Source organism: Brachymonas moutaii (nom. illeg.), assembly GCF_049977365.1.
Taxonomy (GTDB): Bacteria; Pseudomonadota; Gammaproteobacteria; order Burkholderiales; family Burkholderiaceae_C; genus Brachymonas.
Window position 1 is genome coordinate 452,990 of sequence record NZ_JBNGEN010000001.1, and the last position, 24,997, is coordinate 477,986.

26 protein-coding genes and 2 tRNA genes are annotated in these 24,997 nt (G+C 55.1%); all 28 read right to left on the reverse strand.

The features are described from left to right. Positions 1–77 precede the first annotated feature (77 nt). Positions 78–557: a DUF1178 family protein gene (locus ACP2WS_RS02035; RefSeq protein ID WP_426459270.1), complete on the reverse strand. Its 480-nt coding sequence runs from the start codon at positions 555–557 to the stop codon at positions 78–80. Beyond that, positions 554–1,174 carry an NUDIX domain-containing protein gene (locus ACP2WS_RS02040; protein WP_426459572.1) on the reverse strand — a complete coding sequence of 207 codons (621 nt, stop codon included), beginning with the start codon at positions 1,172–1,174 and terminating at the stop codon, positions 554–556. Before ACP2WS_RS02040 ends, ACP2WS_RS02035 begins: the two co-directional genes overlap by 4 nt. A 143-nt stretch (positions 1,175–1,317) precedes the next feature. Beyond that, positions 1,318–1,641 carry a DUF2818 family protein gene (locus tag ACP2WS_RS02045; protein WP_374491002.1) on the reverse strand — a complete coding sequence of 108 codons (324 nt, stop codon included), beginning with the start codon at positions 1,639–1,641 and terminating at the stop codon, positions 1,318–1,320. Positions 1,642–1,671: 30 nt separating this feature from the next. Beyond that, positions 1,672–3,168, reverse strand: a complete 1,497-nt coding sequence (nuoN, locus tag ACP2WS_RS02050; protein ID WP_374491004.1) for an NADH-quinone oxidoreductase subunit NuoN — start codon at positions 3,166–3,168, stop codon at positions 1,672–1,674. Between the two features lie 11 nt (positions 3,169–3,179). Further along, complete coding sequence (locus ACP2WS_RS02055; protein ID WP_426459271.1) at positions 3,180–4,655, reverse strand: NADH-quinone oxidoreductase subunit M; 1,476 nt, start codon at positions 4,653–4,655, stop codon at positions 3,180–3,182. A 14-nt stretch (positions 4,656–4,669) separates the two neighbouring features. Next, positions 4,670–6,685, reverse strand: coding sequence for an NADH-quinone oxidoreductase subunit L (gene nuoL / locus ACP2WS_RS02060; protein ID WP_426459272.1), 2,016 nt, complete (start codon positions 6,683–6,685; stop codon positions 4,670–4,672). Between the two features lie 5 nt (positions 6,686–6,690). After that, positions 6,691–7,002 carry an NADH-quinone oxidoreductase subunit NuoK gene (gene nuoK, locus ACP2WS_RS02065; RefSeq protein WP_374491010.1) on the reverse strand — a complete coding sequence of 104 codons (312 nt, stop codon included), beginning with the start codon at positions 7,000–7,002 and terminating at the stop codon, positions 6,691–6,693. Further along, entirely contained in the window at positions 6,999–7,664 is a 666-nt protein-coding gene (locus tag ACP2WS_RS02070) for an NADH-quinone oxidoreductase subunit J (protein WP_426459273.1), read from the reverse strand. The genes nuoK and ACP2WS_RS02070 overlap by 4 nt, the downstream gene beginning before the upstream one ends. A gap of 27 nt (positions 7,665–7,691) precedes the next feature. After that, on the reverse strand, positions 7,692–8,210 hold the full coding sequence (gene nuoI, locus ACP2WS_RS02075) for an NADH-quinone oxidoreductase subunit NuoI (RefSeq protein ID WP_374491014.1): 519 nt from the start codon (positions 8,208–8,210) through the stop codon (positions 7,692–7,694). A 13-nt stretch (positions 8,211–8,223) separates the two neighbouring features. Beyond that, positions 8,224–9,300, reverse strand: a complete 1,077-nt coding sequence (gene nuoH / locus ACP2WS_RS02080) for an NADH-quinone oxidoreductase subunit NuoH (protein WP_374491016.1) — start codon at positions 9,298–9,300, stop codon at positions 8,224–8,226. After that, positions 9,297–11,432, reverse strand: a complete 2,136-nt coding sequence (gene nuoG, locus ACP2WS_RS02085) for an NADH-quinone oxidoreductase subunit NuoG (protein ID WP_426459275.1) — start codon at positions 11,430–11,432, stop codon at positions 9,297–9,299. The genes nuoH and nuoG overlap by 4 nt, the downstream gene beginning before the upstream one ends. A 13-nt stretch (positions 11,433–11,445) precedes the next feature. Beyond that, on the reverse strand, positions 11,446–12,798 hold the full coding sequence (gene nuoF, locus ACP2WS_RS02090) for an NADH-quinone oxidoreductase subunit NuoF (RefSeq protein WP_374491020.1): 1,353 nt from the start codon (positions 12,796–12,798) through the stop codon (positions 11,446–11,448). Beyond that, on the reverse strand, positions 12,798–13,286 hold the full coding sequence (locus ACP2WS_RS02095) for an NADH-quinone oxidoreductase subunit NuoE family protein (protein ID WP_426459276.1): 489 nt from the start codon (positions 13,284–13,286) through the stop codon (positions 12,798–12,800). The genes nuoF and ACP2WS_RS02095 overlap by 1 nt, the downstream gene beginning before the upstream one ends. Next, positions 13,283–14,536 carry an NADH-quinone oxidoreductase subunit D gene (locus ACP2WS_RS02100; RefSeq protein WP_374491024.1) on the reverse strand — a complete coding sequence of 418 codons (1,254 nt, stop codon included), beginning with the start codon at positions 14,534–14,536 and terminating at the stop codon, positions 13,283–13,285. The genes ACP2WS_RS02095 and ACP2WS_RS02100 overlap by 4 nt, the downstream gene beginning before the upstream one ends. Before the next feature lie 18 nt (positions 14,537–14,554). After that, positions 14,555–15,166 carry an NADH-quinone oxidoreductase subunit C gene (locus ACP2WS_RS02105; protein WP_426459277.1) on the reverse strand — a complete coding sequence of 204 codons (612 nt, stop codon included), beginning with the start codon at positions 15,164–15,166 and terminating at the stop codon, positions 14,555–14,557. Positions 15,167–15,176: 10 nt separating this feature from the next. Continuing rightward, a complete protein-coding gene (locus tag ACP2WS_RS02110; RefSeq protein WP_374491028.1) occupies positions 15,177–15,659 on the reverse strand; it encodes a NuoB/complex I 20 kDa subunit family protein in 483 nt (160 codons plus the stop codon). A gap of 67 nt (positions 15,660–15,726) precedes the next feature. Then, on the reverse strand, positions 15,727–16,086 hold the full coding sequence (locus ACP2WS_RS02115; protein ID WP_374491030.1) for an NADH-quinone oxidoreductase subunit A: 360 nt from the start codon (positions 16,084–16,086) through the stop codon (positions 15,727–15,729). A 39-nt stretch (positions 16,087–16,125) separates the two neighbouring features. Then, positions 16,126–16,210 (reverse strand) — tRNA-Leu (locus ACP2WS_RS02120). 120 nt (positions 16,211–16,330) lie between these two features. After that, complete coding sequence (gene secG / locus ACP2WS_RS02125; RefSeq protein WP_426459278.1) at positions 16,331–16,774, reverse strand: preprotein translocase subunit SecG; 444 nt, start codon at positions 16,772–16,774, stop codon at positions 16,331–16,333. 63 nt (positions 16,775–16,837) lie between these two features. After that, a complete protein-coding gene (gene tpiA / locus ACP2WS_RS02130; RefSeq protein WP_426459279.1) occupies positions 16,838–17,581 on the reverse strand; it encodes a triose-phosphate isomerase in 744 nt (247 codons plus the stop codon). Positions 17,582–17,600: 19 nt separating this feature from the next. Continuing rightward, positions 17,601–18,587 carry an NAD(P)H-quinone oxidoreductase gene (locus ACP2WS_RS02135; RefSeq protein WP_426459574.1) on the reverse strand — a complete coding sequence of 329 codons (987 nt, stop codon included), beginning with the start codon at positions 18,585–18,587 and terminating at the stop codon, positions 17,601–17,603. Positions 18,588–18,609: 22 nt separating this feature from the next. After that, entirely contained in the window at positions 18,610–20,817 is a 2,208-nt protein-coding gene (pnp, locus tag ACP2WS_RS02140; RefSeq protein ID WP_426459280.1) for a polyribonucleotide nucleotidyltransferase, read from the reverse strand. 173 nt (positions 20,818–20,990) lie between these two features. Beyond that, positions 20,991–21,248 (reverse strand): 30S ribosomal protein S15, encoded by a 258-nt coding sequence (gene rpsO / locus ACP2WS_RS02145; protein ID WP_374491038.1) that lies wholly within the window; start codon positions 21,246–21,248, stop codon positions 20,991–20,993. Positions 21,249–21,420: 172 nt separating this feature from the next. Next, on the reverse strand, positions 21,421–22,464 hold the full coding sequence (gene tsaD, locus ACP2WS_RS02150) for a tRNA (adenosine(37)-N6)-threonylcarbamoyltransferase complex transferase subunit TsaD (protein ID WP_426459281.1): 1,044 nt from the start codon (positions 22,462–22,464) through the stop codon (positions 21,421–21,423). Positions 22,465–22,639: 175 nt separating this feature from the next. After that, positions 22,640–22,715, reverse strand: a tRNA-Val gene (locus ACP2WS_RS02155). Between the two features lie 17 nt (positions 22,716–22,732). Further along, positions 22,733–23,005, reverse strand: a complete 273-nt coding sequence (locus ACP2WS_RS02160; RefSeq protein ID WP_374491042.1) for an HU family DNA-binding protein — start codon at positions 23,003–23,005, stop codon at positions 22,733–22,735. A 181-nt stretch (positions 23,006–23,186) separates the two neighbouring features. Continuing rightward, the gene (locus ACP2WS_RS02165; protein WP_426459282.1) at positions 23,187–24,302 is read right to left on the reverse strand and encodes a tartrate dehydrogenase; all 1,116 of its coding nucleotides are present in this window, start codon (positions 24,300–24,302) and stop codon (positions 23,187–23,189) included. A gap of 42 nt (positions 24,303–24,344) precedes the next feature. After that, complete coding sequence (gene pgsA, locus ACP2WS_RS02170; protein ID WP_374491046.1) at positions 24,345–24,914, reverse strand: CDP-diacylglycerol--glycerol-3-phosphate 3-phosphatidyltransferase; 570 nt, start codon at positions 24,912–24,914, stop codon at positions 24,345–24,347. Positions 24,915–24,997: the final 83 nt, after the last annotated feature.

Genomic DNA, 24,997 nt, shown 5'->3' on the forward strand with positions numbered 1-24,997 from the left:
CCCACCCCTCGCTGATCGTGTGTTGCGCCTTCTGCTCGCGGCAGCATCTGTTCTTCCTCTGCTCAGGAAGCGCACATTCACTGCAAGGACTGCTTGGAGCTTTTCGGCACAGGTAGCGCCAACACCTTGATCCCGTCTTCCCGCAGCTCACGTACCTCTTGTGCAGTCGCCTGTCCACGAATAGCTTCTGGCTTTCTGTGACCTTCGTGCATGTCCCTGGCTTGACGTGCAAACTCTGTCCCCACATCCGTGGTATGGGTAAGTACCTGCTGCACCATGCGTTCGTATACCGCTGTCAGCATCGCAGGGGACATGGGTAGGTTTTGCTCTGGTAGCTTGTCTTGATTCTTGTGTATGGTGGCAGCAGATGGGGGAGGCGTAGATGCATGATGCCCCAGATTCAGCCGAGGAGCAGACAGTCGCCTGACGATGGAGGAACTCCCACAGACCGGACACAGCACTTCCTTGCGCTCAAGCTGTACAACAGCCTCACCCTCAGAAGCGAACCATCCTTCAAAGCGATGTCCAACCACACACTCCAGATCCAGCACCTTCATGTGACTGTCACCTGCTTCCATGGCAAAGTCCATCCTCTGCCATCAAGGTTCTGCATCCAGAGCAGACAGCTGAGTGTCTTGGCATCTGTCAGTTCTCCTTGGCGAACACATTCGAGCAGATCCTCCAGGGTTGCTGCATGCACATGCAACAGCTCTCCTTCTTCCAAGTGCTGCCCCTTGAAACACAGCCTCCTGGCAAACCAGATGTCGATGTGCTCATCCGAATATCCTATGCAATTGTGCATCACGCCTGCATAAGCCCATTCCATCGCATCGAATCCCGTTTCTTCAATCAGTTCGCGACGGGCACATGCTAGACCATCTTCGCCAGGATCCAGCTTGCCAGCAGGAAATTCGATCATGACGCGATCCACAGCATGTCGATACTGGCGTTCTACGAGATATTTTCCATCCTCCAGAAGCGGCACTATTACAACTGCCCCTGGATGACGGATAAACTCGCGCGAAGCCTCTTTCCCATCAGGTAACCCCACCCTGTCACGCTGGACCTTCAGAAATCGCCCAGTCCATACTGTCTCTGATTCAAGGACGCTCTCATTCAGATCAGACGATCCTGTTGCAATATGAGCAAGAAGGTCAGATACGAGAGGGTTCATTTCCTCGTTTTTACGCATGGTGGATCACTCCATTGGATGTCTTTTCGACCAGAATGCTGCAAAAAACAATCGCACGGTCACCATAAGGTGACCGTGCGAAGCATTCAATATTCCCTGAATGGCGAAAGAGCAAGCGGAGTCGCTCATTCTCCTGATCTGGTCATATGGCTGTACACAAACCCCGGAAATGCAAAAGTGGCAAACAAGGCCACCGTAGTGACATAGAATTCCCAGCCTTGTGAATAGACCTGCCCGGCACGTGACTCAATCCAACGGCTGAACAGCCCTGTGAGCATATACAGGAATATCCACTCCATAAACTGAAGCCCTAATCTTTTTCCACTGCTGTGCTCCCCCTCTTTTTTTGTCAAGGGGACACACGCCAGAAGACGGCCATTAAGAAAAGGAAGATTGGCCGCGATAAAGGCCACCAGCACAACCAACAGCACAGAGAACTGCTGACTCATGGGATATTTCCTGTTATTACACTGAGAATTTCAGGCATTGAGCATGCGATGGATGGCAAATGCACAGATAGCCATCAACCCTGCCGGCATCAATCCAAACAGCAGCACCAACGCGCCATTGATGGACAGTACGGCACGAACATCCAGTCCTGCATGCAATTCCTTTGGCAATTGGGGATTCGGGGCATCAAAGTACATGACCTTGATGACGCGGAGATAATAGAACGCACCAATCAGGGACATGAGCACCGCAAAAATGGCAAGTCCAATCTGGAATGTCTGTCCGGAAGCCACCAGAACTTGCAGCACTGTCAGCTTGGCATAGAACCCTACCATCGGAGGCACACCAGCCAAGGACAGGAGACTCACAGCCATCACACCTGCGTACAGCGGGCGAGATTGATTCAGTCCGGAAAGATCCTGAATGTTCTCGCACTCGAACCCCTCATACGACAGGAGCATGATCACACCAAAGTTGACCAGGGTGGTCAGGACGTAGGTGACGATATAGAACATGCCAGCCGAATAGGCATCGACGACGAGATTGAAATTTCCATTGCTGTATCCAGAGACGAAAGCCAACAGCACGAATCCCACCTGCGAAATGGTGGAATATGCAAGCATGCGCTTGAGATTGGTCTGCATGATGGCTGCAAGGTTACCGATCAACAGAGATGCAATGGCCAACACGGCCATCATCTGCTGCCATTGAACAGCCAGCGGCATCAATCCTTCTACCAGGAGGCGCACCATGATGGCAAACGCCGCCAGTTTGGGCGCACTTGCCACAATCAGCGTCACAGAGGTCGGAGCCCCTTCATACACATCAGGCAGCCACGCATGGAATGGAGCAGCCCCCAGCTTGAAAGCCAGCCCTGACACCAGAAACACCAGTCCAAGCATCAGAATCTGCCATTTGGCCATACCGGTTGCAACGATCTGCTGAATCTGATTGATCTGCAGGGTTCCAGTTGCGCCATAGATCATCGACATGCCGTAAAGCATGAAACCGGAAGCCAATGCACCCAGCACAAAGTACTTCATGCCTGCTTCCGTAGACTGCTTGTGATCACGGCGCAGAGCAACCAACGCATAGCTGGAAAGAGTCAAGAGTTCGAGGCCCAGATAGATCACAAGAAAATGATTGCCGGAAATCATCATGAAGATGCCGAGCAGACTGAACAGACTGAGAGTGAACAGCTCCCCGCCACGCGACAGCATATCTCGCGCCACCGAATAGGGACGGCCATAGATCATGGTAACCATCATGGCCAGTGCAGCAAAGCATTTGAGCCAATTTCCCATGGGATCGCTGACGATCATGTTGCCGAAGCCATAGATCGTGAACCCATTCAGCGCATACAACCCTTGTGATACAGCCACCACGAAGAGTGTCAGCAACGTGAATACATAAGTGAATGTCCGCTTGGTGCTATGGACCGAGAGATCTGCCAGCGTGATGGCACAGGCCATGACCAGCAGAATCAACTCCGGGAAAATGGCGACCCAGCTCAGGTTATCAATCATGGTGCGTTCTCTTATTGCAATTTGGATTGTGCGACATGCTGCAGCAGCTGAGCGACCGACGCATCCATGACATCAGTGACCGGCTTGGGATCGAGCCCCATCCACAACACCCCTACTGCCAGCAGCGTCAGCATCAAGAATTCCCGAGGAGTGATATCCATCAACTTGCGCACATTGTCATTTGCGACAGGGCCCAGATACACACGCTTGTACATCCAGAGCGAATAGGCTGCACCGAGCACCAAGGCAGATGCTGCCATAACCCCGAGCCAGAAACCAGCCTGCGTAGCAGCCAGAATCACCATCCATTCACCCACAAACCCCGAGGTTGCCGGCAAACCGCAGTTGGCCATGGAAAACAGCAGCGCGAAGGCGGCAAATTTCGGCATGGTATTGATCACGCCGCCATAGGCTGCGATTTCACGGGAATGCACACGATCGTAAAGCACCCCAATGCACAGAAACATAGCAGCAGATACCAAACCGTGAGAAATCATCTGCACGATGCCCCCTGCGATACCCAGATCATTGAATATGAAGAAGCCCAATGTCACGAACCCCATGTGCGCCACGGAAGAATAGGCAACCAGCTTCTTCATGTCGCGCTGCACCATGGCCACCAGGCCCACATAGATCACTGCCACCAGTGAGAAGGCAATCATGAGCCACGCCCATTGGTGCGCTGCATCAGGTGCGATGGGCAGCGAAAAACGCAGAAAGCCATAGGCACCCAGCTTGAGCATGATGGCTGCCAGCACCACGGAGCCTCCGGTAGGAGCTTCGACGTGCACATCGGGCAACCAAGTATGCACAGGCCACATGGGCACCTTCACGGCAAAAGCAGCAAAGAAAGCAAAGAAAAGCAGAGTCTGGGCACGTGCCCCCAGCGGCATGCTCTGCCAGAGCTGAATATCAAAGCTGCCGCCGGAAACATTGAACAGATACACCAGTGCAACCAGCATCAGAAGCGAGCCTGCCAGGGTATAGAGAAAAAACTTGAAGGCTGCGTAGATGCGGTTCGGCCCACCCCAAATTCCGATGATGAGATACATCGGGATCAGGGTAGCCTCGAAGAACACATAGAACAACATGGCATCCAGTGATGCAAAGACACCGATCATCAATCCACTCAGGATGAGAAAAGCGCCCATGTACTGATTGACACGGCTGGTAATGACCTTCCAGCCGGCAATCACGACAATCACGGTAATGAAAGCCGTCAACAGTACGAACCACAGCGAAATGCCATCCACCCCAAGGTGGTAATTGATGTTGAAGCGTGGAATCCATGGATTGTTTTCCACGAACTGCATGGCTGCAGTGTGCAGGCGGAATCCTGTATAGAGCGGAACAGTGACCGCTAAACTGGCCAGAGACCCCAAGAGCGCCAGCCAACGCACCATGCTCTTGTAGCGATCGGCGCCGAACGCGAGCAGGATGGAGCCGATGACGATGGGCATCCAGATCGATAGGCTTAACAATCCCATTTTGTTCTTTCTCCTTATTTGCCAAGCCAGACGAACCAGGTCATCAGAGCCAGCACGCCCATGATCATGAGGAGCGCATAGTGATAGACATAACCGGTCTGGAGCTTGCGCACCACAGCAGCAATGCCTCCCACCACTTTCCAGGAACCATTGACCACCAATCCATCGATCAAGGTCTGGTCCCCCACCTTCCAGAATCCAGTACCAAGCAGGCGGGCACCGCGCGCAATGATGTTCTCGTTGATCCAGTCAAGGTAGTACTTGTTTTCCAGAATGGTGACAAAGGGCGAGAACAGGGTCTTGAGACGCGCTGCCATCGCATTGTTGAAAATATAGAGGTAATACGCGACTCCCACCCCTGCCACTGTGAGCCAGAAAGGAATGGTGGTCACTGCATGGATGCCCATGGCCCAGGCACCATGGAACTCTTCCCCGAGATGCTCCATGACAGGGTGCTGATGCAGATTGATCTGCGCGATGCCATCGAAGAAATGTCCGAACAGAAGAGGCTGAATTGCGACATAGCCCACAACGACAGAAGGAATCGCCAGCAAAATCAGAGGCAACGTGACCACCCATGGCGACTCATGCGGCTTGGAAGAATGCCCATGAGCATGCGCATCATGCCCATGATGAGCCTCTGGATTGAGGTCATACCGTTCCGGCCCATGAAAAACCAGGAAATACATCCGAAAACTGTAGAGCGCTGTCACGAATACACTCAGAAGTGCCGCCCAGTAGGCAATACCTGCGGCAGGCAAAGTGCTCATGTGTACTGCCTCGATGATGCTTTCCTTCGAATAGAAGCCAGCAAAGAACGGAGTCCCGATCAATGCAAGTGAACCAATCAGAGAAGTGATCCAAGTGATAGGCATGTATTTGCGCAGTCCTCCCATCCAGCGCATATCCTGGTTGTGATGGACACCCATGATTACCGAGCCAGCGCCCAAGAAAAGAAGCGCTTTGAAGAAGGCATGCGTCATCAGATGAAACACTGCCACCGGATAGGCTGAAACACCCAATGCCATGGTCATGTACCCCAACTGCGACAGAGTTGAATACGCCACCACGCGCTTGATATCGTTCTGGATAATTCCCAGAAGTCCCATGAAGAAGGCGGTAATGGCGCCAATGACCAATACAAAGTTGAGGGCTGTATCACTCAACTCATAAAGAGGCGACATGCGCGTCACCATGAAAATACCTGCCGTCACCATGGTGGCTGCGTGGATCAGTGCCGAAATGGGAGTGGGGCCTTCCATGGAATCCGGCAGCCAGATGTGCAAAGGGAACTGTGCCGACTTTCCCATTGCACCGATGAAAAGACAAATGGCAGCCATGGTCGCCACATTCCATCCAATGCCTGGATATGTCTGAACTGCCAAAGTATTGACCTTGGCAAAAAATTCAGTGTAGTTGAATGTACCTGTGTAAGCCAAGATCAGACCGATACCGAGAATGAATCCAAAATCTCCTACACGGTTTACCAAAAAAGCCTTGAGATTGGCGAAAATTGCCGTCGGCCTCTTGAACCAGAATCCGATCAGCAGATAGGACACCAAGCCTACCGCTTCCCAGCCAAAGAACAGCTGCAGAAAATTGTTGCTCATGACCAGCATGAGCATAGAGAAGGTAAACAGGGAAATGTAGGAAAAGAAACGATCATAGCCGTCGTCATCCTCCATGTAACCCACTGTGTAGATGTGCACCATCAGGGACACGAATGTCACCACACACATCATCATGGCCGTGAGGTTGTCGACCATGAAACCCACCTCCATCTTCAGACCACCAATGTTCATCCATTCGTAGATGGTCTGATTGAAGGTAGCTCCTGCCAGCGTCTGTTTGAATACCAGAACAGACACAACAAAGGAGATAAAAACCCCAGAAATAGCAAGGATTTGGGATGCCTTACGCCCAAGTATATTGCCTCCCAACGCCGTTCCGAAAACCCCGACCAGAATCGACATGACCAAAGGGGCCAACGGCACGATAAGCAGCATATTCAAAGAAAGGCTGGAATTCATGATTATCACCCCTTCAGTGAATTGAGCACGTCTGCGCTGATGTGCTGTTTGTCATTGCGGAAAACAAGTATCAAGATGGCAAGGCCAATGGCCGACTCTGCCGCAGCCACTGTCAGTATGAAGAATACAAAGATTTGCCCACTGAGATCCCCCCAAAAATGGGAGAAAGTCACGAAGTTGATGTTTACAGCAAGCAACATCAGTTCAATAGCCATCAACAGCACAATCAGATTCTTGCGATTCAGGAAGATGCCAACCACAGACAGGGCGAACAGAATGCCGCCTACCGTCAGGTAATGTCCCACTGTCAATGTCATGCTTTTTTCTCCTCGACGACTGCATCAGACTGCTTGGCATGAGAAGGTGCAGGCAGAGTCACATCCATTTTCAGAATGCGCACGCGATCCGAGGCACGCACACGCACCTGTTCTGCTGGCGACTGATACTTGCTATCCTTGCGTTTGCGAAGCGTGAGGGCAATGGCAGCCACCATCGCAACAAGCAACAGAACAGCAGCCCCTTCCACGGGCAAGAGATATTGGGTAAACAACAGCCTCCCCAGCTCTTTGGTATTCGATGCTCCAGGCGGAAGCGGCATGCCATCCGCGCCTCGCATCGGGTTCGGCACAGTTTCATGGAAGTTGCCCAAGAGAACAGCCGCCATCTCCGCAATAATGATCACTCCCACCAGTGCAGCAAAGGGGAAATGTGTCCAGAACTTGCTTCTCAAGGCATCGACATTGATATCGAGCATCATGACGACGAAGAGGAATAGAACCATAACGGCCCCAACGTACACGACAACGAGTGTGATGGAGAGAAACTCCGCCTGAAGCAGCATCCAGATTCCTGACGCCTGGAAAAAGGCCAGAACCAGATAAAGAGCGGCATATACGGGATTGCGGACCGTGATGACGCGAAATGCAGCAAAAAGCAGCACCGCGGCAAACACGTAGAAAAGCACAGAGGTGACATCCATGATTATTCGATTCCAATGTATGATTGATCACCGATAGGGTGCATCCGCTGCCTTGTTGGCAGCAATCTGAGTTTCGTACTTGTCACCAACGGCAAGGAGCATTTCCTTGGTGAAATAAAGATCACCTCGTTTTTCCCCGTGATATTCGAAGATATTTGTCTCTACGATCGAATCGACGGGACAGCTTTCCTCACAGAATCCGCAGAAAATGCATTTCGTCAAATCAATGTCGTACCGTGTCGTACGTCGCGAGCCATCCTCGCGCTGCGCAGATTCAATGGTGATGGCCATGGCAGGACACACGGCTTCGCACAGCTTGCAGGCAATGCAGCGTTCTTCCCCATTTTCATAACGACGAAGCGCATGCAATCCCCGGAAGCGAGGACTCAGAGGAGTTTTTTCTTCTGGGTACTGAATAGTGAACTTTCCCTTGAGGGCATATCGACCTGTCAAGGCCATACCCTTGAACAGTTCCACAAGCATGAAACTGTGTAGAAAATCCTTGATGGAAAAGCCTGATTGCGACTTGTTCATGACTGCAGACATTTCACTCCCCCGCTCATTTCCAGACGTTCCATGCAGATTGCATCCACAGACCGATGAGCACCAGCCACACCAGCGTGACAGGAATGAAAACCTTCCAGCCCAATCGCATGATCTGATCGTAGCGATAGCGAGGGAACGTTGCCCGGATCCAGATGAACATGCTCACCACAACAAAAATTTTCAGCCCCAGCCATATCCACCCAGGAATGAACCCGAGAAACTGGAAGGGTGGAAGCCAGCCTCCCAGGAACATAACTGCCGCCAAGCTGGAAAAGAGGAGCATGTTGGCATATTCACCCAGGAAGAAAATGGCAAATCCCATGCCCGAATACTCCACCATGTGACCAGCCACAATTTCTGCCTCGCCTTCGACCACATCGAACGGATGTCGATTGGTTTCTGCCACGCCTGAAATCAGATACACCAAGAAGACTGGAAGCAAGGGCAGCCAGTTCCATGAAAGCAGATTCACGCCCTTGTCAGCAAAAATACCTTTCGATTGAGACATGACGATGTCACTGAGGTTCATGCTCCCACTGATCATTAGCACAATGAGCAAACAGAATCCCATGGCTATCTCATAAGACACCATCTGTGCAGATGCTCGCAGCGCCCCCAGGAAAGGATACTTGGAATTGGAAGCCCAGCCAGCCATGATGACGCCATAGACTTCGACAGAAGTGATGGCCATCAGCAGCAGCAGGCCCGCATTGATGTTGGACAATGCCATCTCAGGACCGAAGGGAACCACTACCCAAGCCGCCAGTGCGGGCATGAAGGCAATGATCGGGCCCAGGTAGTAGATGGCTGTATTTGCGCGATCGGGTCGCAGTACTTCCTTGGTGAGCAGCTTGAGCGCATCCGCGAATGGCTGAAACAACCCTGCAGGGCCCACCCGATTGGGTCCAAGACGAACCTGCATAAACCCCAGAAGACGACGCTCCCAGTAAGTGAGATAAGCCACGCAGATCAGCAATGGCAACACCACTACAACAATCTTGATCAGTGCCCACAGCACTGGCCATGCGAGCGTCATCCACCAGTTGGCCTGCACCAACCCTTGTCCAGCCGAAAAAATGGCATCGATCATACGTTGCCTCCTTGATGCTGCCGAGCAGCACGCGCATCTGCCGTTGCCTGCAGTGAAGGTGCACGGCGCACGATCCCGTCAAGCTGATAAATGGATGCCACCACTGGAGCTGCCTGCGCCTGATTCACGGTGATGGTTGCATCAGTGGCATTGTCCAGCAAATGATCCACAACTCCTTCATGGTCATCTCGCACGCCGTCGATGGATGTCAGTACAGCGTGGCTCGACTCCATGTCAAATCCTGAAAGATCCAGCATGTTGCCAAGTACGCGCAAGACTTTCCAAGCAGGACGCGTTTCACCTGCCGGTTTGACGACAGCATGGAATCCCTGCACACGCCCTTCGGTATTTACAAAACTACCAGAGGTTTCGGTAAATGGGCTCACTGGCAACAGCACATCGCTGAAAGCCATGTTGGACTTGAAAGGGCTCATGGTGACAACCATGTCGACGTTTTCGAGCTGTTGCGCTGCCCGAGCTCCCAAGACACTGTCGAATTCAGGCTCTGTGTGAAGAAGCAGAAGCCCCTTCACTTTTCCCTGCAGCATTTCTGCTGCGTTCAGCCCGTCGGCCACAGGCTGGGCTCGTACCAGTTGGGCACCCACCGTATTGGCCGCTTCTCCAAGGAAACCTAGCGTTGCGCCTGTTTCCTTCGCAATCCATTGCGCGAGTGCGTGCAGCGCAGAGGCCTGTTCATGATGAACTGCGGCATTCCCGAGAAGAACAGCCTTGTTCGCCCCATTGAGAAGGGCACGAGCAATATCTGTGGCTTCCAGCCCAAATTCTGCTTCCACAGGTGGTTGGATGCCGCGCTCCGAAGCCACGGCAGCAGCAATACCAGCCAAGGCCAATGTCCATTGAACGGCAGGAGCTTCCAGGCTCGCATGCATAGGCATGGCCCAGTCGAAACGCTCCTCGTTCAACGCCATGATCTGTGCACCATGACGGGCCGCCTGACGAATCCGCTGTGCCAGCAAGGGATGGTCCTTGCGAAGATGGCTGCCTACAACCAATACCCGATCCAGACCGTTGAGCGCAGCGATAGGCATACCCAGCCAGCGAATCTTGCCATGCTGATCAGAAAAATCCGCACAACGCAATCGGGTGTCGATGTTATCGCTTCCCATCTGACGCAAAAGACGTGTCGCGAGAGCGAGCTCTTCCAGAGTGCTGTGAGGACTCAAGAGTGCCCCCAGACCACGCCCTGTATGCTCCTCTTGAATGTGTTTCATTCCATTGGCTACGTATTCAAGCGCAGTCTGCCAATCCACCTCATGCCATTCGCCTCCTTGCTTGATCATGGGCGAAGTGAGGCGTTCCGAAGAATTCAAGGATTCATAGCTGAAACGATCACGATCGGCAATCCAGCATTCATTCACTGCTTCATTTTCGAAGGGAACTACGCGCATGACCTGATTATTCTTGACCTGAATGATCAGATTTGCCCCCGTAGAATCATGCGGGCTGACCGAACGACGGCGTCCCAGCTCCCATGTCCTTGCGTGATACCGAAAGGGCTTGCTGGTAAGTGCACCGACAGGACAGATGTCGATCATATTGCCTGAGAGTTCGGAATCCACCGTGGCGCCCACGAAAGTCTCGATCTCAGAATGCTCGCCACGATGACTCATGCCGAGTTCCATCTGACCCGCAATTTCCTGGCCAAACCGCACACATCGCGTGCACTGAATGCAGCGGCTCATTTCCGCCATGGAAATCAAAGGCCCCACATCCTTGGCTCGAACGACACGCTTTTCCTCTTGATAACGAGAGCCATTGCCACCGTATCCAACCGCCAGATCCTGCAGCTGACATTCGCCCCCCTGGTCGCAAATTGGGCAATCCAAGGGATGGTTGATCAAGAGAAACTCCATCACAGCCTTCTGAGCCTTGATGGCTTTGTCGCTCTTGGTGCGAACAATCATGCCTTGTGCTACTGGTGTGGCGCATGCCGGAACTGCCTTGGGCATCTTCTCCACATCCACCAGACACATACGGCAGTTGGCAGCGATGCTCAGCTTCTTGTGATAACAGAAATGCGGAATATAGGTACCTGCCTGTTCAGCCGCATGCATGACCATGCTGCCTTCTTTGACTTCTACCTTTTTACCATCGAGTTCAATTTCAACCATGGATATTCACTCGTCAAATATAGGTCGGCACCATGCAGTGCTTATGTTCCACGTGATATGCGAATTCATCACGGAAATGCTTAAGCATTCCACGCACAGGCATAGCCGCCGCATCCCCCAGCGCACAGATCGTCCGCCCCTGAATATTGGAGGCGACAGAGTCCAGCAATTCCAGATCTTCCTGACGACCCAGACCGTTTTCAATACGGTCCACGACGCGCCACAGCCAACCAGTTCCCTCACGACATGGCGTGCACTGCCCACAGGATTCGTGCATATAGAAGTAGGAGAGCCGCTGCAGCGATTTGACCATGCACCGGCTGTCATCCATCACGATCACAGCGCCCGATCCCAGCATCGATCCGGCCTTGGAAATGGAGTCATAGTCCATGGTGCAATCCATGATCACATCAGCCGGCAACACGGGCGCGGAAGACCCACCAGGAATGACAGCCTTGAGCTTGCGCCCTGTACGTACCCCACCTGCAAGATCGAGCAGTTTCGAAAAGGGGGTTCCCATAGGAACCTCATAGTTCCCCGGCAGATTGACATCACCCGAAACGGAGTAGATCTTGGTACCGCCATTATTGGGCTTGCCACACTCCAGATAAGCTTGACCACCGTGACGGATGATCCACGGTACAGCTGCAAATGTCTCAGTATTGTTGATGGTAGTGGGCTTCCCGTACAAACCAAAACTGGCTGGGAAAGGCGGCTTGAATCGCGGCTGCCCCTTTTTGCCTTCCAGGGATTCCAGCAGGGCCGTTTCCTCTCCGCAGATGTAGGCACCAAATCCATGATGGGCATGCAGCTGGAAGTTGAAGGTACTGCCCAGGATATTCTGTCCCAAATAGCCTGCTTCGCGTGCCTCACGAAGAGCTTCCTCGAAACGATCGTAAACCTGAAAAATTTCCCCGTGGATATAGTTGTACCCTACTCCGATCCCCATCGCAAAAGCAGCAATCGCCATGCCTTCGATCACGATGTGCGGGTTGTACATGAGGATATCGCGATCCTTGCAGGTACCTGGCTCACCTTCATCGGAATTGCACACGAGGTATTTCTGCCCAGGAAACTGACGTGGCATGAAACTCCACTTCAGTCCAGTGGGAAAACCGGCACCACCACGTCCGCGCAGCGAAGACTCTTTGACGGTGGAAATCACCTGATCTTGAGTCATTCCTTCGCCGCCGTCCATGCCCAATACCTTGCGCAGGGCCTGATATCCGCCGCGCTGAATGTAATCCTGCAGATGCCAGTTCCGACCATCCAGATCCTTATAGATCTGAGGATCAATATGACGTCCATGGAAACAGGTATCCGCACCGGAGGCGGCAAATCGAGACAGTACTTCTTGCACCGACATTACTTGGCCTCCGACTGCTTGAGTTCTTCCACCAGTGCCGAAAGCCGTTCGGCAGACATGAAGCTGCACATGGAGCGATCATTGACCAGCATTACCGGTGCATCCGCACAGGCACCCAGACATTCGCAATGCTGCAGGGTGAACATTCCATCGGGAGTGGTTTCTCCATCCTTGATGCCCAGCGTGTCCTCAAGGTGCTTGAGTGCCTTGCCCCCATCTCGCAGCTGACACGGAAGATTGGTACACACATTAAGCTTGTACTTACCAACAGGACGCTGGTTGTACATGTTGTAGAACGTCGTGACCTCATGAACCGCCATGCAAGGCATGTCCAAATAAGAGGCCACTTCGGCCTCGCTTTCCGGAGACACGTGACCCAATTCCTGCTGGACGATGGCAAGACACCCCATGACTGCAGATTGCTTTTGGTCCGGCGGATACTTGCTCACTTCCTGGGCAAAGCGATTCTTGATAGTTTCGGAAATCATCTATCAATTTCTCCAAACACGATATCCAACGTACCGATGATGGCCACGGCATCTGCCAGCATATGCCCACGCGTAAGCTCATCAAAAGCGGAAAGATGAACATATCCCGGCGGACGGATTTTCATGCGATAGGGCTTGTTGGCACCATCACTCACCAGATAGATTCCGAATTCACCCTTTGGATGCTCCACTGCGGCGTAGGCTTCGCCCTCGGGAACATGGAACCCTTCGGAGAAGAGCTTGAAGTGATGGATCAGATCCTCCATATTGCTCTTCATGTCGGTTCGCGACGGAGGAGCGATCTTGTGATTTTCAGTAATCACAGGGCCAGGATGAGCACGCAGCCAATCCACGCACTGCTTGATGATGCGATTGGACTCACGCATTTCCTGCACACGGACCAGATACCGGTCATAGCTATCCCCCGTCACACCAACTGGAATATCGAAATCCACCTGTGCATAGGCGTCATACGGCTGTTTCTTGCGCAGATCCCATGCCACACCGGATCCACGAAGCATGGGCCCTGTCATGCCCAGATTCATGGCACGCTCGGCACTCACAACACCAATACCCACAGTACGCTGCTTCCAAATGCGATTGTCGGTCAGCAGAGTCTCATACTCATCCACGCACTTGGGGAAACGGGCGGTGAAATCCTCGATGAAATCAAGCAGGCTCCCTTCACGGGCGGCATTGAATTTCTGCAGTGCCTGATTGCTCCGTACCTTGCTGGGCGCAAGCTTGGACATACTGTCCGGCAAATCACGATACACCCCACCTGGGCGAAAATATGCGGCATGCATGCGCGCGCCCGATACTGCTTCATACATATCAAGCAGGTCTTCGCGTTCCCGGAAGGTATAGATGAGAATTGTCGAACTGCCACAATCATTGCCGTGCGAACCGAGCCACATCAAATGGTTGAGCAGTCTGGTGATCTCGGAGAACATCACCCGGATGTACTGAGCCCTGAGGGGCACCTCAACTCCAAGCAACTTCTCTACCGCAAGACAATAAGCGTGTTCATTGCACATCATGGAAACGTAATCGAGACGATCCATGTAGGGGAGGGTTTGCAGAAAGGTCTTGTTTTCGGCAAGCTTTTCGGTGGCACGATGCAGAAGACCGATATGCGGATCTGCACGCTGCACCACTTCCCCATCCAGCTCCAGCACCAGACGCAACACACCATGTGCCGCCGGGTGCTGCGGTCCGAAATTCAACGTGTAATTCTTAATCTCAGCCATACTAGCTCCCCTCACACCTCAATGGAGGCCGCCGTAGTTGTCCTCACGGATGATGCGAGGCGTGATTTCACGAGGCTCAATGGAAACAGGTTGGTAGACAACGCGCTTCTGCTCAGGGTCATACCGCATTTCCACATATCCAGAAAGCGGGAAATCCTTACGGAAAGGATGACCGATGAATCCATAATCCGTCAGGATGCGCCGCAAATCCGGATGCCCCTCAAAAACAATACCAAAAAGGTCGAACGCCTCGCGCTCGAACCAATTGGCAGCGCTCCAGACATCCACCACAGAAGAAACAAGGGGCATCGCATCATCCTGCGCATAGACCTTGACACGAAGACGCTGATTGAGACTGATGGAAAGCAGATGAAGTACCACGCAGAACCGACGAGATTCCCGCACTTCCTGACGATATTCAGAGTAGTCAACCCCACACAGATCAACCAGAATCTCGAACTGAAGACCCTGTGTGTCACGCAATACGCGGCACACCTCAAGATAATGCGAGGCATTGACCTCGATCGTCAGCTCCCCATGCTCCTGATGAAAAGACTCGACTGCAGAAGACGCCAACGTCTTCTTGAGCACACCAGCCAGAGCTTCGATATCGACTGCATAATCGGCCATGATCCCCCCTTCAGACACGAGCAATTGTGTTGGTGCGACGGATCTTCTGCTGCAACTGAAGAATACCGTAGATCAACGCCTCCGCCGTAGGAGGACACCCTGGAACGTACACATCCACAGGAACCACACGATCACAACCACGCACCACAGAATAACTGTAGTGATAGTACCCACCGCCATTGGCACAGGAACCCATGGAAAGAACCCAGCGCGGTTCAGCCATCTGGTCATACACCTTGCGCAAGGCGGGTGCCATTTTGTTGCACAGAGTACCGGCCACGATCATCAAATCGGATTGGCGCGGAGAGGCACGAAACACCTCGGAGCCAAATCGAGCGATGTCATAGCGTGCAGCGGCAGCATGCATCATTTCCACCGCACAACACGCAAGACCAAAGGTCATCGGCCAAATCGATCCAGTCTTGGCCCAGTTCGCCACCGCGTCATAGCTGGTGGTAATGAACCCTTCTTTGAAAACACCTTCTAGCGACATGCAAGTCTCCTAAAAACTTGCGGCCCACTTCTCACGCCTCGACACGAGAGCACGCCACAGGCTTTCGTCATTCCCAGTTGAGAGCACCCTTTTTCCACTCGTAGACGAAGCCCACAAGCAAGATCCCCAGGAACACCATAGCCGCCCAGAATGCCGTCGGACCCAATTCCTTGAGCGCAGCAGCCCACGGAAAGAGGAACGCAACCTCAAGATCAAAAAGAATGAATAGGATGGCAACCAGATAGTAACGCACATCGAATTTCATGCGCGCATCTTCGAATGCCTCAAAACCGCACTCGTATGGAGAGTTTTTTGCAGGATCGGGTCGATGCGGACCCAATGCAGATCCCAGCCCCAACGTCACGCCCCCTGCAACAAGGCCAACGACGATAAAAAGAAGTACCGGGAGATATTGAGAGAGATCCATTTTGCACAGCCATTCTGGCGTGAAGCCAATATTGAATCCTGGTGCCGTCGGCGAGACTCGAACTCGCACAGCTTTCGCCACTACCCCCTCAAGATAGCGTGTCTACCAATTCCACCACGACGGCAAGTTTGCACCAGAGTGAAAACTTTATGGCTTATCTGGATCAGCCATAAAGTATAACCGCATATTTGACTTTTTTGAGTCTTGATGTGATTTTTTTACATCACATCTGCATGTGCGGCAATCAGCGCGAGGCTGACGCAGCAGGCTTGCTGCTGGTGCGTGATTGTACCAAAGAAGCGTCCGCTTTTTCGGCGGAAGCGGGACTCATTCCCGGTACGAGACTGCCTGGCTGGACCTGCGATGCCGCAGGAGCGGGTACCGGAGCAGATGCGGACTGTGCCGCGGCGGGCAGGCCACTGAGCACACTCCCGCCAGCTGCACCGCCTCGCAAATTACCAAAATAGGCCAGCACAAGAGTGACCACAAAGAAGATTGTCGCCAAGACCGCCGTGGATCGGGACAGAAAGTTGGCACTACCGCTGGCGCCGAACAGGCTCCCGGATGCGCCACTTCCAAACGCGGCTCCCATGTCTGCACCTTTGCCGTGCTGCATGAGAATGAGACCGATCATCGCCAATGCGGAAAGGATCTGGATCACCAACAGGATGTTGAGAAGGAAATGCATAGAAGAATCTGGAAATGAACAAGGCCCTGCGCTGCGCGCGAGGGCCGATTGATAAAGCAAATTTTACTCTGCGGCACGCACAATCGCGAGAAAATCTGCCGACTTGAGTGAAGCCCCGCCGATCAGACCACCGTCGATGTCTGGCTGTGCCAGGAGTTCTGCTGCATTGGCAGGATTCATGCTGCCACCATACAGAAGGTGGATGCGGTCAGCCCGGTCAGTCGCTGCACGCAGCTGGGCACGAAGGATGGCATGCACCTTCTGCGCTTGCTCGGGAGTCGCAGTCTTGCCTGTGCCTATGGCCCAGATGGGCTCGTAGGCCACGACGACCTCACTGATGCAACGTCCCAGGAGATGAATGACGGCAGACAGCTGGCGCTTGACGACGAAGTCGGTCATGCCCTCTTCCTTCTCTGCCAGGCTTTCACCCACACAGACGATCGGAGTGATGCCGGCAGTGAGGGCTCGCTGCGCCTTGATGGCGACATGGGTATCGGTTTCAGCCTGATGCTGACGGCGCTCGCTGTGCCCCACGATGGCGTAGCGCACCCCGAAGTCTCGAAGCATGGCAGCTGAGACATCACCGGTATAGGCCCCTGATTCATGTGACGAAACATTCTGAGCTCCCAGCGCGATGACAGACTGCCCCCCGAGAAGCCCCTGCACCTGAGACAGATATGGAGATGGCACGCAGATGGCCACGTCACAGGAAGGATTGCCCACTCCTGCGCACAGTTCACGAACCAGCTGTTCGTTGGCCGAAAGGCTCCCGTTCATCTTCCAATTGCCGGCAATGAGTTTTTTCATGTCGCTGTGTTCTCTCTTGTTACCACGTCAATACGATTTTTCCGATATGTCGGTTTGATTCCATGAGGGCATGTGCCGCTGCAGCCTCTGCAGCAGGGAAAGTGGCAAACACCGTCGGCTTGATGGCACCGCATTCGATGAGCGGCCACACCGTTTCTCGCAGACGATGTGCAATGGCACGCTTGAATTCCACCGAGCGCGGCCTGAGCGTGGAGCCCGTGATGGTGAGGCGGCGCATGAGCACCTTGGCTGCATTGAAATCAGCCTGCGTTCCTCCCTGAATGGCGATGATGACCAGACGGCCGTCTTCTGCCAGACAGTCGACTTCGCGAGCCACATAGGCTCCAGCCACCATGTCCAGAATCACATCGACACCCGCTCCTTGAGTCAAGGTACGGACTTCCTGAGAAAAATCCTGTGTCTTGTAATTGATGGCTGCGTCGGCACCCAATTCCAGGCAGGCATGGCATTTGTCGTCACTGCCGGCAGTCGCAATGACTTGCGCGCCCATCGCCTTGGCCATCTGGATGGCTGTGACACCAATACCGCTGGTGCCTCCCTGAACGAGCAGTGTCTCCCCCGCCTCAAGATGGCCACGATCGAAGACATTGCTCCAAACGGTGAAGAAGGTTTCCGGAAGACTCGCCGCCTGGATCATGTCCAGCCCTTTCGGCACGGGCAGGCACTGAGCCGCAGGGGCCACGCAGTATTGCGCGTACCCACCTCCAGCCACCAGGGCACACACCCGATCTCCCATGGCTATCTCAGCCGATTGCATGGCAGCCTCGTCGCCTGCCACGATCTCGCCTGCGACTTCCAGACCCGGCAGATCGGAAGCCCCTGGAGGGACGGGATAACGCCCTTTGCGCTGCAACACATCGGGACGGTTCACGCCAGATGCCGCCACCCGAATGAGCACCTCCCCTTCCCCGGGGACGGGGATGGGAAGGTCCACGGGTTGCAACACATCAGGAGCACCGTATTCACGAATGGCAATGGCCTTCATCATGGCGTGTGCTCCGATTGCATCAGGATTGGGGTTGCTGAGGCTGCTGCTCGCCTGCATGGCGAGCCCCACCGTTGCCGTTGCCACGATCGAAACGGTCTCCGCGATCTCCGCGTTCGGAACGACCGCTGCCCTCGGGACGCTCCAGAAGCGCTTTCATGGACAGCTTGATGCGCCCCTTGTCGTCGGTTTCGAGCGCCTTGACACGCACCACCTGCCCTTCGTGCAGATAGTCGCTGACCTTTTCCACGCGCTCATGCGCGATCTGGCTGATATGGAGCAGGCCATCCTTGCCAGGCAGTACATTGACCAGCGCACCGAAATCCAGGATCTTGACCACAGGACCTTCGTAGACCTTGCCCACCTCGACTTCGGCAGTGATCTGCTCGATGCGACGCTTGGCCTCTTCGGCTCGGGCGGTGTCGGTGCTGGCGATGGTGATGGTGCCATCTTCCGCAATGTCGATCTGGGTTCCGGTTTCTTCGGTCAGCTGGCGAATGGTTGCTCCACCCTTGCCGATGACGTCACGAATCTTTTCAGGATTGATCTTGAGGGTGTACAGACGAGGCGCAAATTCGGACACTTCGGAACGTGCCTCCCCCATGGCAGCCTGCATCTTGCCCAGGATGTGCATGCGCGCTTCCTTGGCCTGGGCCAGTGCCACCTGCATGATTTCCTTGGTGATGCCCTGGATCTTGATGTCCATCTGCAGAGCCGTGACACCATCGGTGGTACCAGCTACCTTGAAGTCCATGTCACCCAGGTGATCTTCATCGCCCAGGATATCGGTCAGGACGGCAAAGCGGTTGTCTTCCTTGATCAGCCCCATGGCGATGCCTGCCACGTGTGCCTTCATGGGAACCCCTGCATCCAGCAGGCTCAGACAACCACCGCACACGGACGCCATGGAGGAAGACCCGTTGGATTCGGTGATTTCCGACACCACGCGGATGGTGTAGGGAAACTCGTCCTTGCTGGGCAGACATGCCAGCAGGGCGCGCTTGGCCAGACGGCCATGACCGATTTCGCGGCGCTTGGTGCTGCCCATGCGCCCCACTTCGCCCGTGGCGAAGGGAGGCATGTTGTAGTGGAAGAGAAAGCGGTCTTCGTATTCGCCTGCCAGGGCATCGATGCGCTGTGCATCACGCTCGGTGCCGAGTGTGGTCACGACCAGTGCCTGGGTTTCACCACGGGTAAACAGGGCGGAGCCATGGGTGCGCGGCAGCACGCTGCTGCGGATTTCGATGGGGCGCACGGTACGTGTGTCGCGGCCATCGATGCGGGGCTCACCGGCCAGGATCTGGCCGCGCACGATGCGGGCTTCCAGCTCGAACAGCAGGTTGTCGACCTTGACCTCGTCGAAGGCCACGCCTTCGGCTGTCAGGTCTGCCTTGACGGCCGCATAGGCTTCACGCAGAGCCTGGGTTCGTGCCTGCTTGCTGCGGATCTGGTAAGCCGCATGCACCTTGTCGGAAGCCAGGGCATTGACCTTTGCAATGAATGCCTCGTCCTTGGCTTCGGGCTGCCAGTCCCACATGGGCTTGCCGGCTTCGCGCACGAGTTCATGGATGGCATTGATAGCGATCTTGCCTTGCTCATGCCCGAACACGACAGCACCCAGCATGACATCTTCGGAAAGTTGCTGCGCCTCGGATTCCACCATCAGCACGGCGGTTTCGGTGCCTGCCACCACGAGGTCGAGCTTGCTGTTCTTGCGCTGCGTCTGTCCAGGGTTGAGCACATATTCGCCGTTGATGTAACCAACGCGCGCTGCACCGATGGGGCCGTTGAAGGGAATGCCGGAGATGGCGAGCGCTGCACTCACTCCGATCAGGGCTGCGATGTCGGCATCCACTTCAGGATTGAGAGACACCGTGTGGACCACCACATGCACTTCGTTGTAAAAACCCTCGGGAAACAGCGGACGGATCGGGCGGTCGATGAGACGGCTCGTGAGCGTTTCGAGTTCGCTGGGCTTGGCTTCGCGCTTGAAAAAGCTGCCCGGAATCTTGCCTGCCGCATAGGTCTTTTCGATGTAGTCGACGGTCAGGGGAAAGAAATCCTGACCCGGCTTGGCGTTCTTGGAGCCAACCACCGTGGCGAGCACGACGGTGTCATCGATGTTGACCAGCACGGCCCCGCTGGCCTGACGGGCAATTTCACCGGTCTCGAGGGTGACGGTATGTTGCCCCCACTGGAAAGTTTTGGTGACTTTATTGAAGATGGACATGGTTTTCTCCTGAAAGAAAGGAGCACCCTGCAGCACACGATGCCATTCCATCGATGCCGATCGGTTGTCGATGCATCCATGGAATGACACAGCTTCGAGCTGACAAAGAACCCCTGAAAAAACAAAACGCCTGAGGGATGGACATCTCTCAGGCGTCTCTTGCCGGATTGCGCTTACTTGCGCAGACCCAGTTTGGCGATGAGTGCCAGATAGCGGTCGGCATCCTTGGACTTGAGGTAGTCGAGGAGCTTGCGACGGCGGCTCACCATGCGCAGAAGACCGCGACGACCATGATGGTCCTTGGTATGCTGCTTGAAGTGAGGCGTCAGTTCATTGATGCGTGCGGTCAGCAGGGCCACTTGCACTTCGGGACTGCCAGTATCGTTGGCACTGCGAGCGTTATCGGTGATAACGGCGATTTTGTCGACCATGGAATTTCCTTGGAATCATCAGACTTGCGCTATGGGCCGGATTGCCCACGCGTGTACTTTTGCGCACGTGCCGCATGGCAAGCATGCAAAAGCTTTGCGAGTATAGCTGATCCACACAGGGAGAACAAGAACGGTGCACCGCGGTGGCTATGGCCCCTGCACCTTCCCTGGATCACGACAGAACAGGCGCCATGTCCAGCCCCCAGCGGGGACGCACGTCGAAGGCATAGTTTTTTGCAGGCTGCGCCAATCCCCGCTGCAGCCGCATGGCGGCCGCCAGCGCGATCATGGCCCCATTATCGGTACACAGATGCAGCTCGGGATAGTGCACGCGCACTCCCTTGGCGGCGCAGGCAGCCCCAAGCTGCGCCCGCAGGCTGGCATTGGCACCGACTCCGCCCGCCACGACCAGGCGATTCATACCCGTGCGGGCAAGCGCGGCCATGGCCTTTTTCGTCAACACTTCCACGATGGCGGCCTGCGTGCTGGCCGCGATGTCTGCACGCATCCGAGAGGACAGAGGAGCATGCCTGCGGACCTGGGTCAGAACGGCCGTCTTGAGTCCAGCAAAGGAAAAATCGAGATCGCCACTGTGCAGGAGCGGCCGAGGCAAGGCAACGGCCGATGGATCGCCCGACTCCGCCAATCGGCCCAGTTCAGGCCCTCCTGGATAGGGAAGCCCCAGCAGTTTGGCAGACTTGTCGAATGCCTCGCCCGCTGCATCGTCAATGGTTTCGCCGAGCAAGGTGTAACACCCTACTCCCTCGACATGCATCAGCTGGGTATGCCCCCCGGAAACCAGCAGAGCCACGAATGGAAATTCTGGAGGATCTGCACTGAGGAAGGGAGAGAGCAGATGGCCTTCGAGATGATGAACACCCCATACAGGCCGATCGAGGGCTGCCGCAAGACTGCAGGCGGCTCCTGCACCCACAAGAAGCGCCCCTGCCAGCCCCGGTCCCTGGGTATAGGCAACCACGTCCACGGATTCCAGTGTCTGGCCTGCAGCTGCCATGACCTTCCTCACGAGAGGCACGACTCGGCGGATGTGGTCGCGGCTGGCGAGCTCGGGAACCACTCCCCCATAGGCACGGTGCATGTCGATCTGACTGTGAAGGGCATGGGCAAGGAGGCAGGGAATGTCTGCACCTGCCTGCGTCTGGACCAGTGCCACTCCAGTTTCATCACAGGAAGATTCGATGCCGAGAACCAACATGGAAGAATGCTTTCGAAGAGGAGGAATCAAGGTGTCATTGTGCCGCTTCCTGCACGGTCCTGCCGAGAGGATGACGACCGCACCATGGCCATGCGATCATGGTCCGCGCACTCCATGCGCACCGAAAACGAAAAAGCCCGAACCAAGGGTACGGGCTTTGACGCAGACCATGAAGTGGTGGGTGTTGACGGGGTCGAACCGCCGACCTACGCCTTGTAAGGGCGCCGCTCTACCAACTGAGCTAAACACCCACTTGTGTGATCCTGGCTCAGTTAAGGGCGTCTTTGAGACCCTTGCCTGGGCGGAATCTGGGAATTCTAGCAGCCTTTATGTTGATCTGAGCCCCGGTGCGCGGGTTTCTTCCTGTGCGTGCGGCGCGCTTGCCCACCGCAAAGGTGCCAAATCCCACCAGAGACACGGCGCCCCCCTTTTTGAGGGTAATGCGAACTGCCTCCAGTGTGGCATCCAGCGCACGCGTGGCGGTGGCCTTGGACAGGTCGGCCTCCTTGGCGATATGCTCAATCAGTTCTGCTTTGTTCACGACGATTCCCCAGATTTGGTAAACGTTTTTTCTGACAGGGAGATACTATACCGTCAAAACACGGGAGGCTTGCGCCCTGCTGCGCAGGGGTTCAGCCAGCGCCGATCAGAGGCCGGCTCCTGAATGGGAGAGCTATTGTAAAAGCAATCGCATGGGCGCCCGGCAGAGGTTGCGAGAGATGCTATGTCCGACCGGAAGTGCACAGGATGTGCGTCAGCGCCTGGTCGATGGCGGTGCCAAGACTTTCCGTGGTCCCCGTTCCGCCCAGATCCGGGGTCAGACAGCCTGGTTGCCGCGCCTTCAGAACCGCATCGATGGCTCGCAGAATGGCATCGTGAGCGGGGCGATGCCCCAGGAAATCGAGCATCATGGCGCCAGCCCATATCTGTCCAATGGGATTGGCCACTCCTCTGCCGGCGATGTCGGGCGCAGAACCGTGCACGGGCTCGAAGAGCGAAGGGTAGCGACGCGTAGGATTGAGGTTGGCACTCGGAGCGATGCCGATAGTGCCCGTACAGGCCGGCCCCAGATCGCTCAGGATGTCACCGAACAGGTTGCTGGCCACCACGACATCGAAGAACTCGGGGCGCTGGACGAAATGGGCTGTCAGGATGTCAATATGGAACTTGTCGACGACGACGTCCGGATACTGTCCCGCCATGGCTGCCACACGCTCATCCCAATAGGGCATGGTGATAGCGATGCCATTGGACTTGGTGGCACTGGTGAGATGCCGACGGGGGCGTGACTGTGCCAGCTCGAAAGCAAATCGCAGCACGCGATCGACGCCCACGCGGGTCATGACCGTTTCCTGCATGACCATCTCGCGCTCGGTGCCCTCGAACATGCGCCCACCGATTGCCGAATACTCGCCCTCGGTGTTTTCGCGCACGATCAGCATGTCGATCTCGCCGGGCTGTCGCGGCGTACCATCGCGACGCACAACGGGAGCCGTAATGCCTGGCATGAGACGTGCTGGACGCAGATTGATGTACTGGTCGAATTCACGTCGGAAAAGAAGCAGTGATTCCCAGAGCGAGATGTGGTCCGGAATTTTGTCGGGCCATCCGACCGCACCGAAATACAGCGCATCGTAGCCAGAGAGCTGCTGCTTCCAGTCAGGAGGCAGCATGCAGCCATGACGCTCGTAATAAGGCCAGCAGGCGAAGTCGAAGGTATCGAACTGCAGGGATACCCTCAGGTGCGCTGCTGCCGTTCTGAGAATTCGAAGCCCCTGGGGCATGACTTCCTGGCCGATGCCATCTCCGGCAATGACGGCAATGCGTTGGGGGTTCATGGCGTCACGGGCTCCAGTGGACAGGCTGCAGATCTGTCCTGGTCAATGTGCACGGGCACGAATTTCGGGAACTGCACGGCGCATGTAGTAGACCATGGACCAGACGGTGAGCACCACAGCTACCCAGAGCAGCCAGGTTCCCCATGCATGGGTATCGATCATTCCGCCAAGCAGACGTCCGTCATAAAGGAGCAGAGGGATGGCGATCATCTGGACCGTGGTCTTGAGCTTGCCGATCATGTGCACGGCCACACTGCGCGAGGCCCCGATCTGTGCCATCCATTCGCGCAGGGCGGTGATGGCGATTTCGCGGCCGATGATGATCAAGGCCGCAAACACATCGGCGCGCTGCAGATGCACGAGCATGAGGATGCTGGCACAGACAAGAAACTTGTCGGCCACTGGATCAAGGAAAGCGCCGAACGCCGATGTCTGGTTCAGGCGACGCGCCAGAAACCCATCGAGCCAGTCCGTAATGGCAAAGAGCACAAAAAGAAGCGCAGCCGCCAAATTCTGCAGATGCGGTGCCATCGGCAGATAGAAGACACCCATCAGCAGCGGTATGGCCGCGATCCGCGTCCAGGTGAGGATGGTGGGTATGGTGAAAAACATGGCAGATCACTGAAACGAAACGGCTCCGATCCGGAGCATGTTCGTCGGGTATTGTGGCATGGTTTGCAAGGGACGCGCAGCGG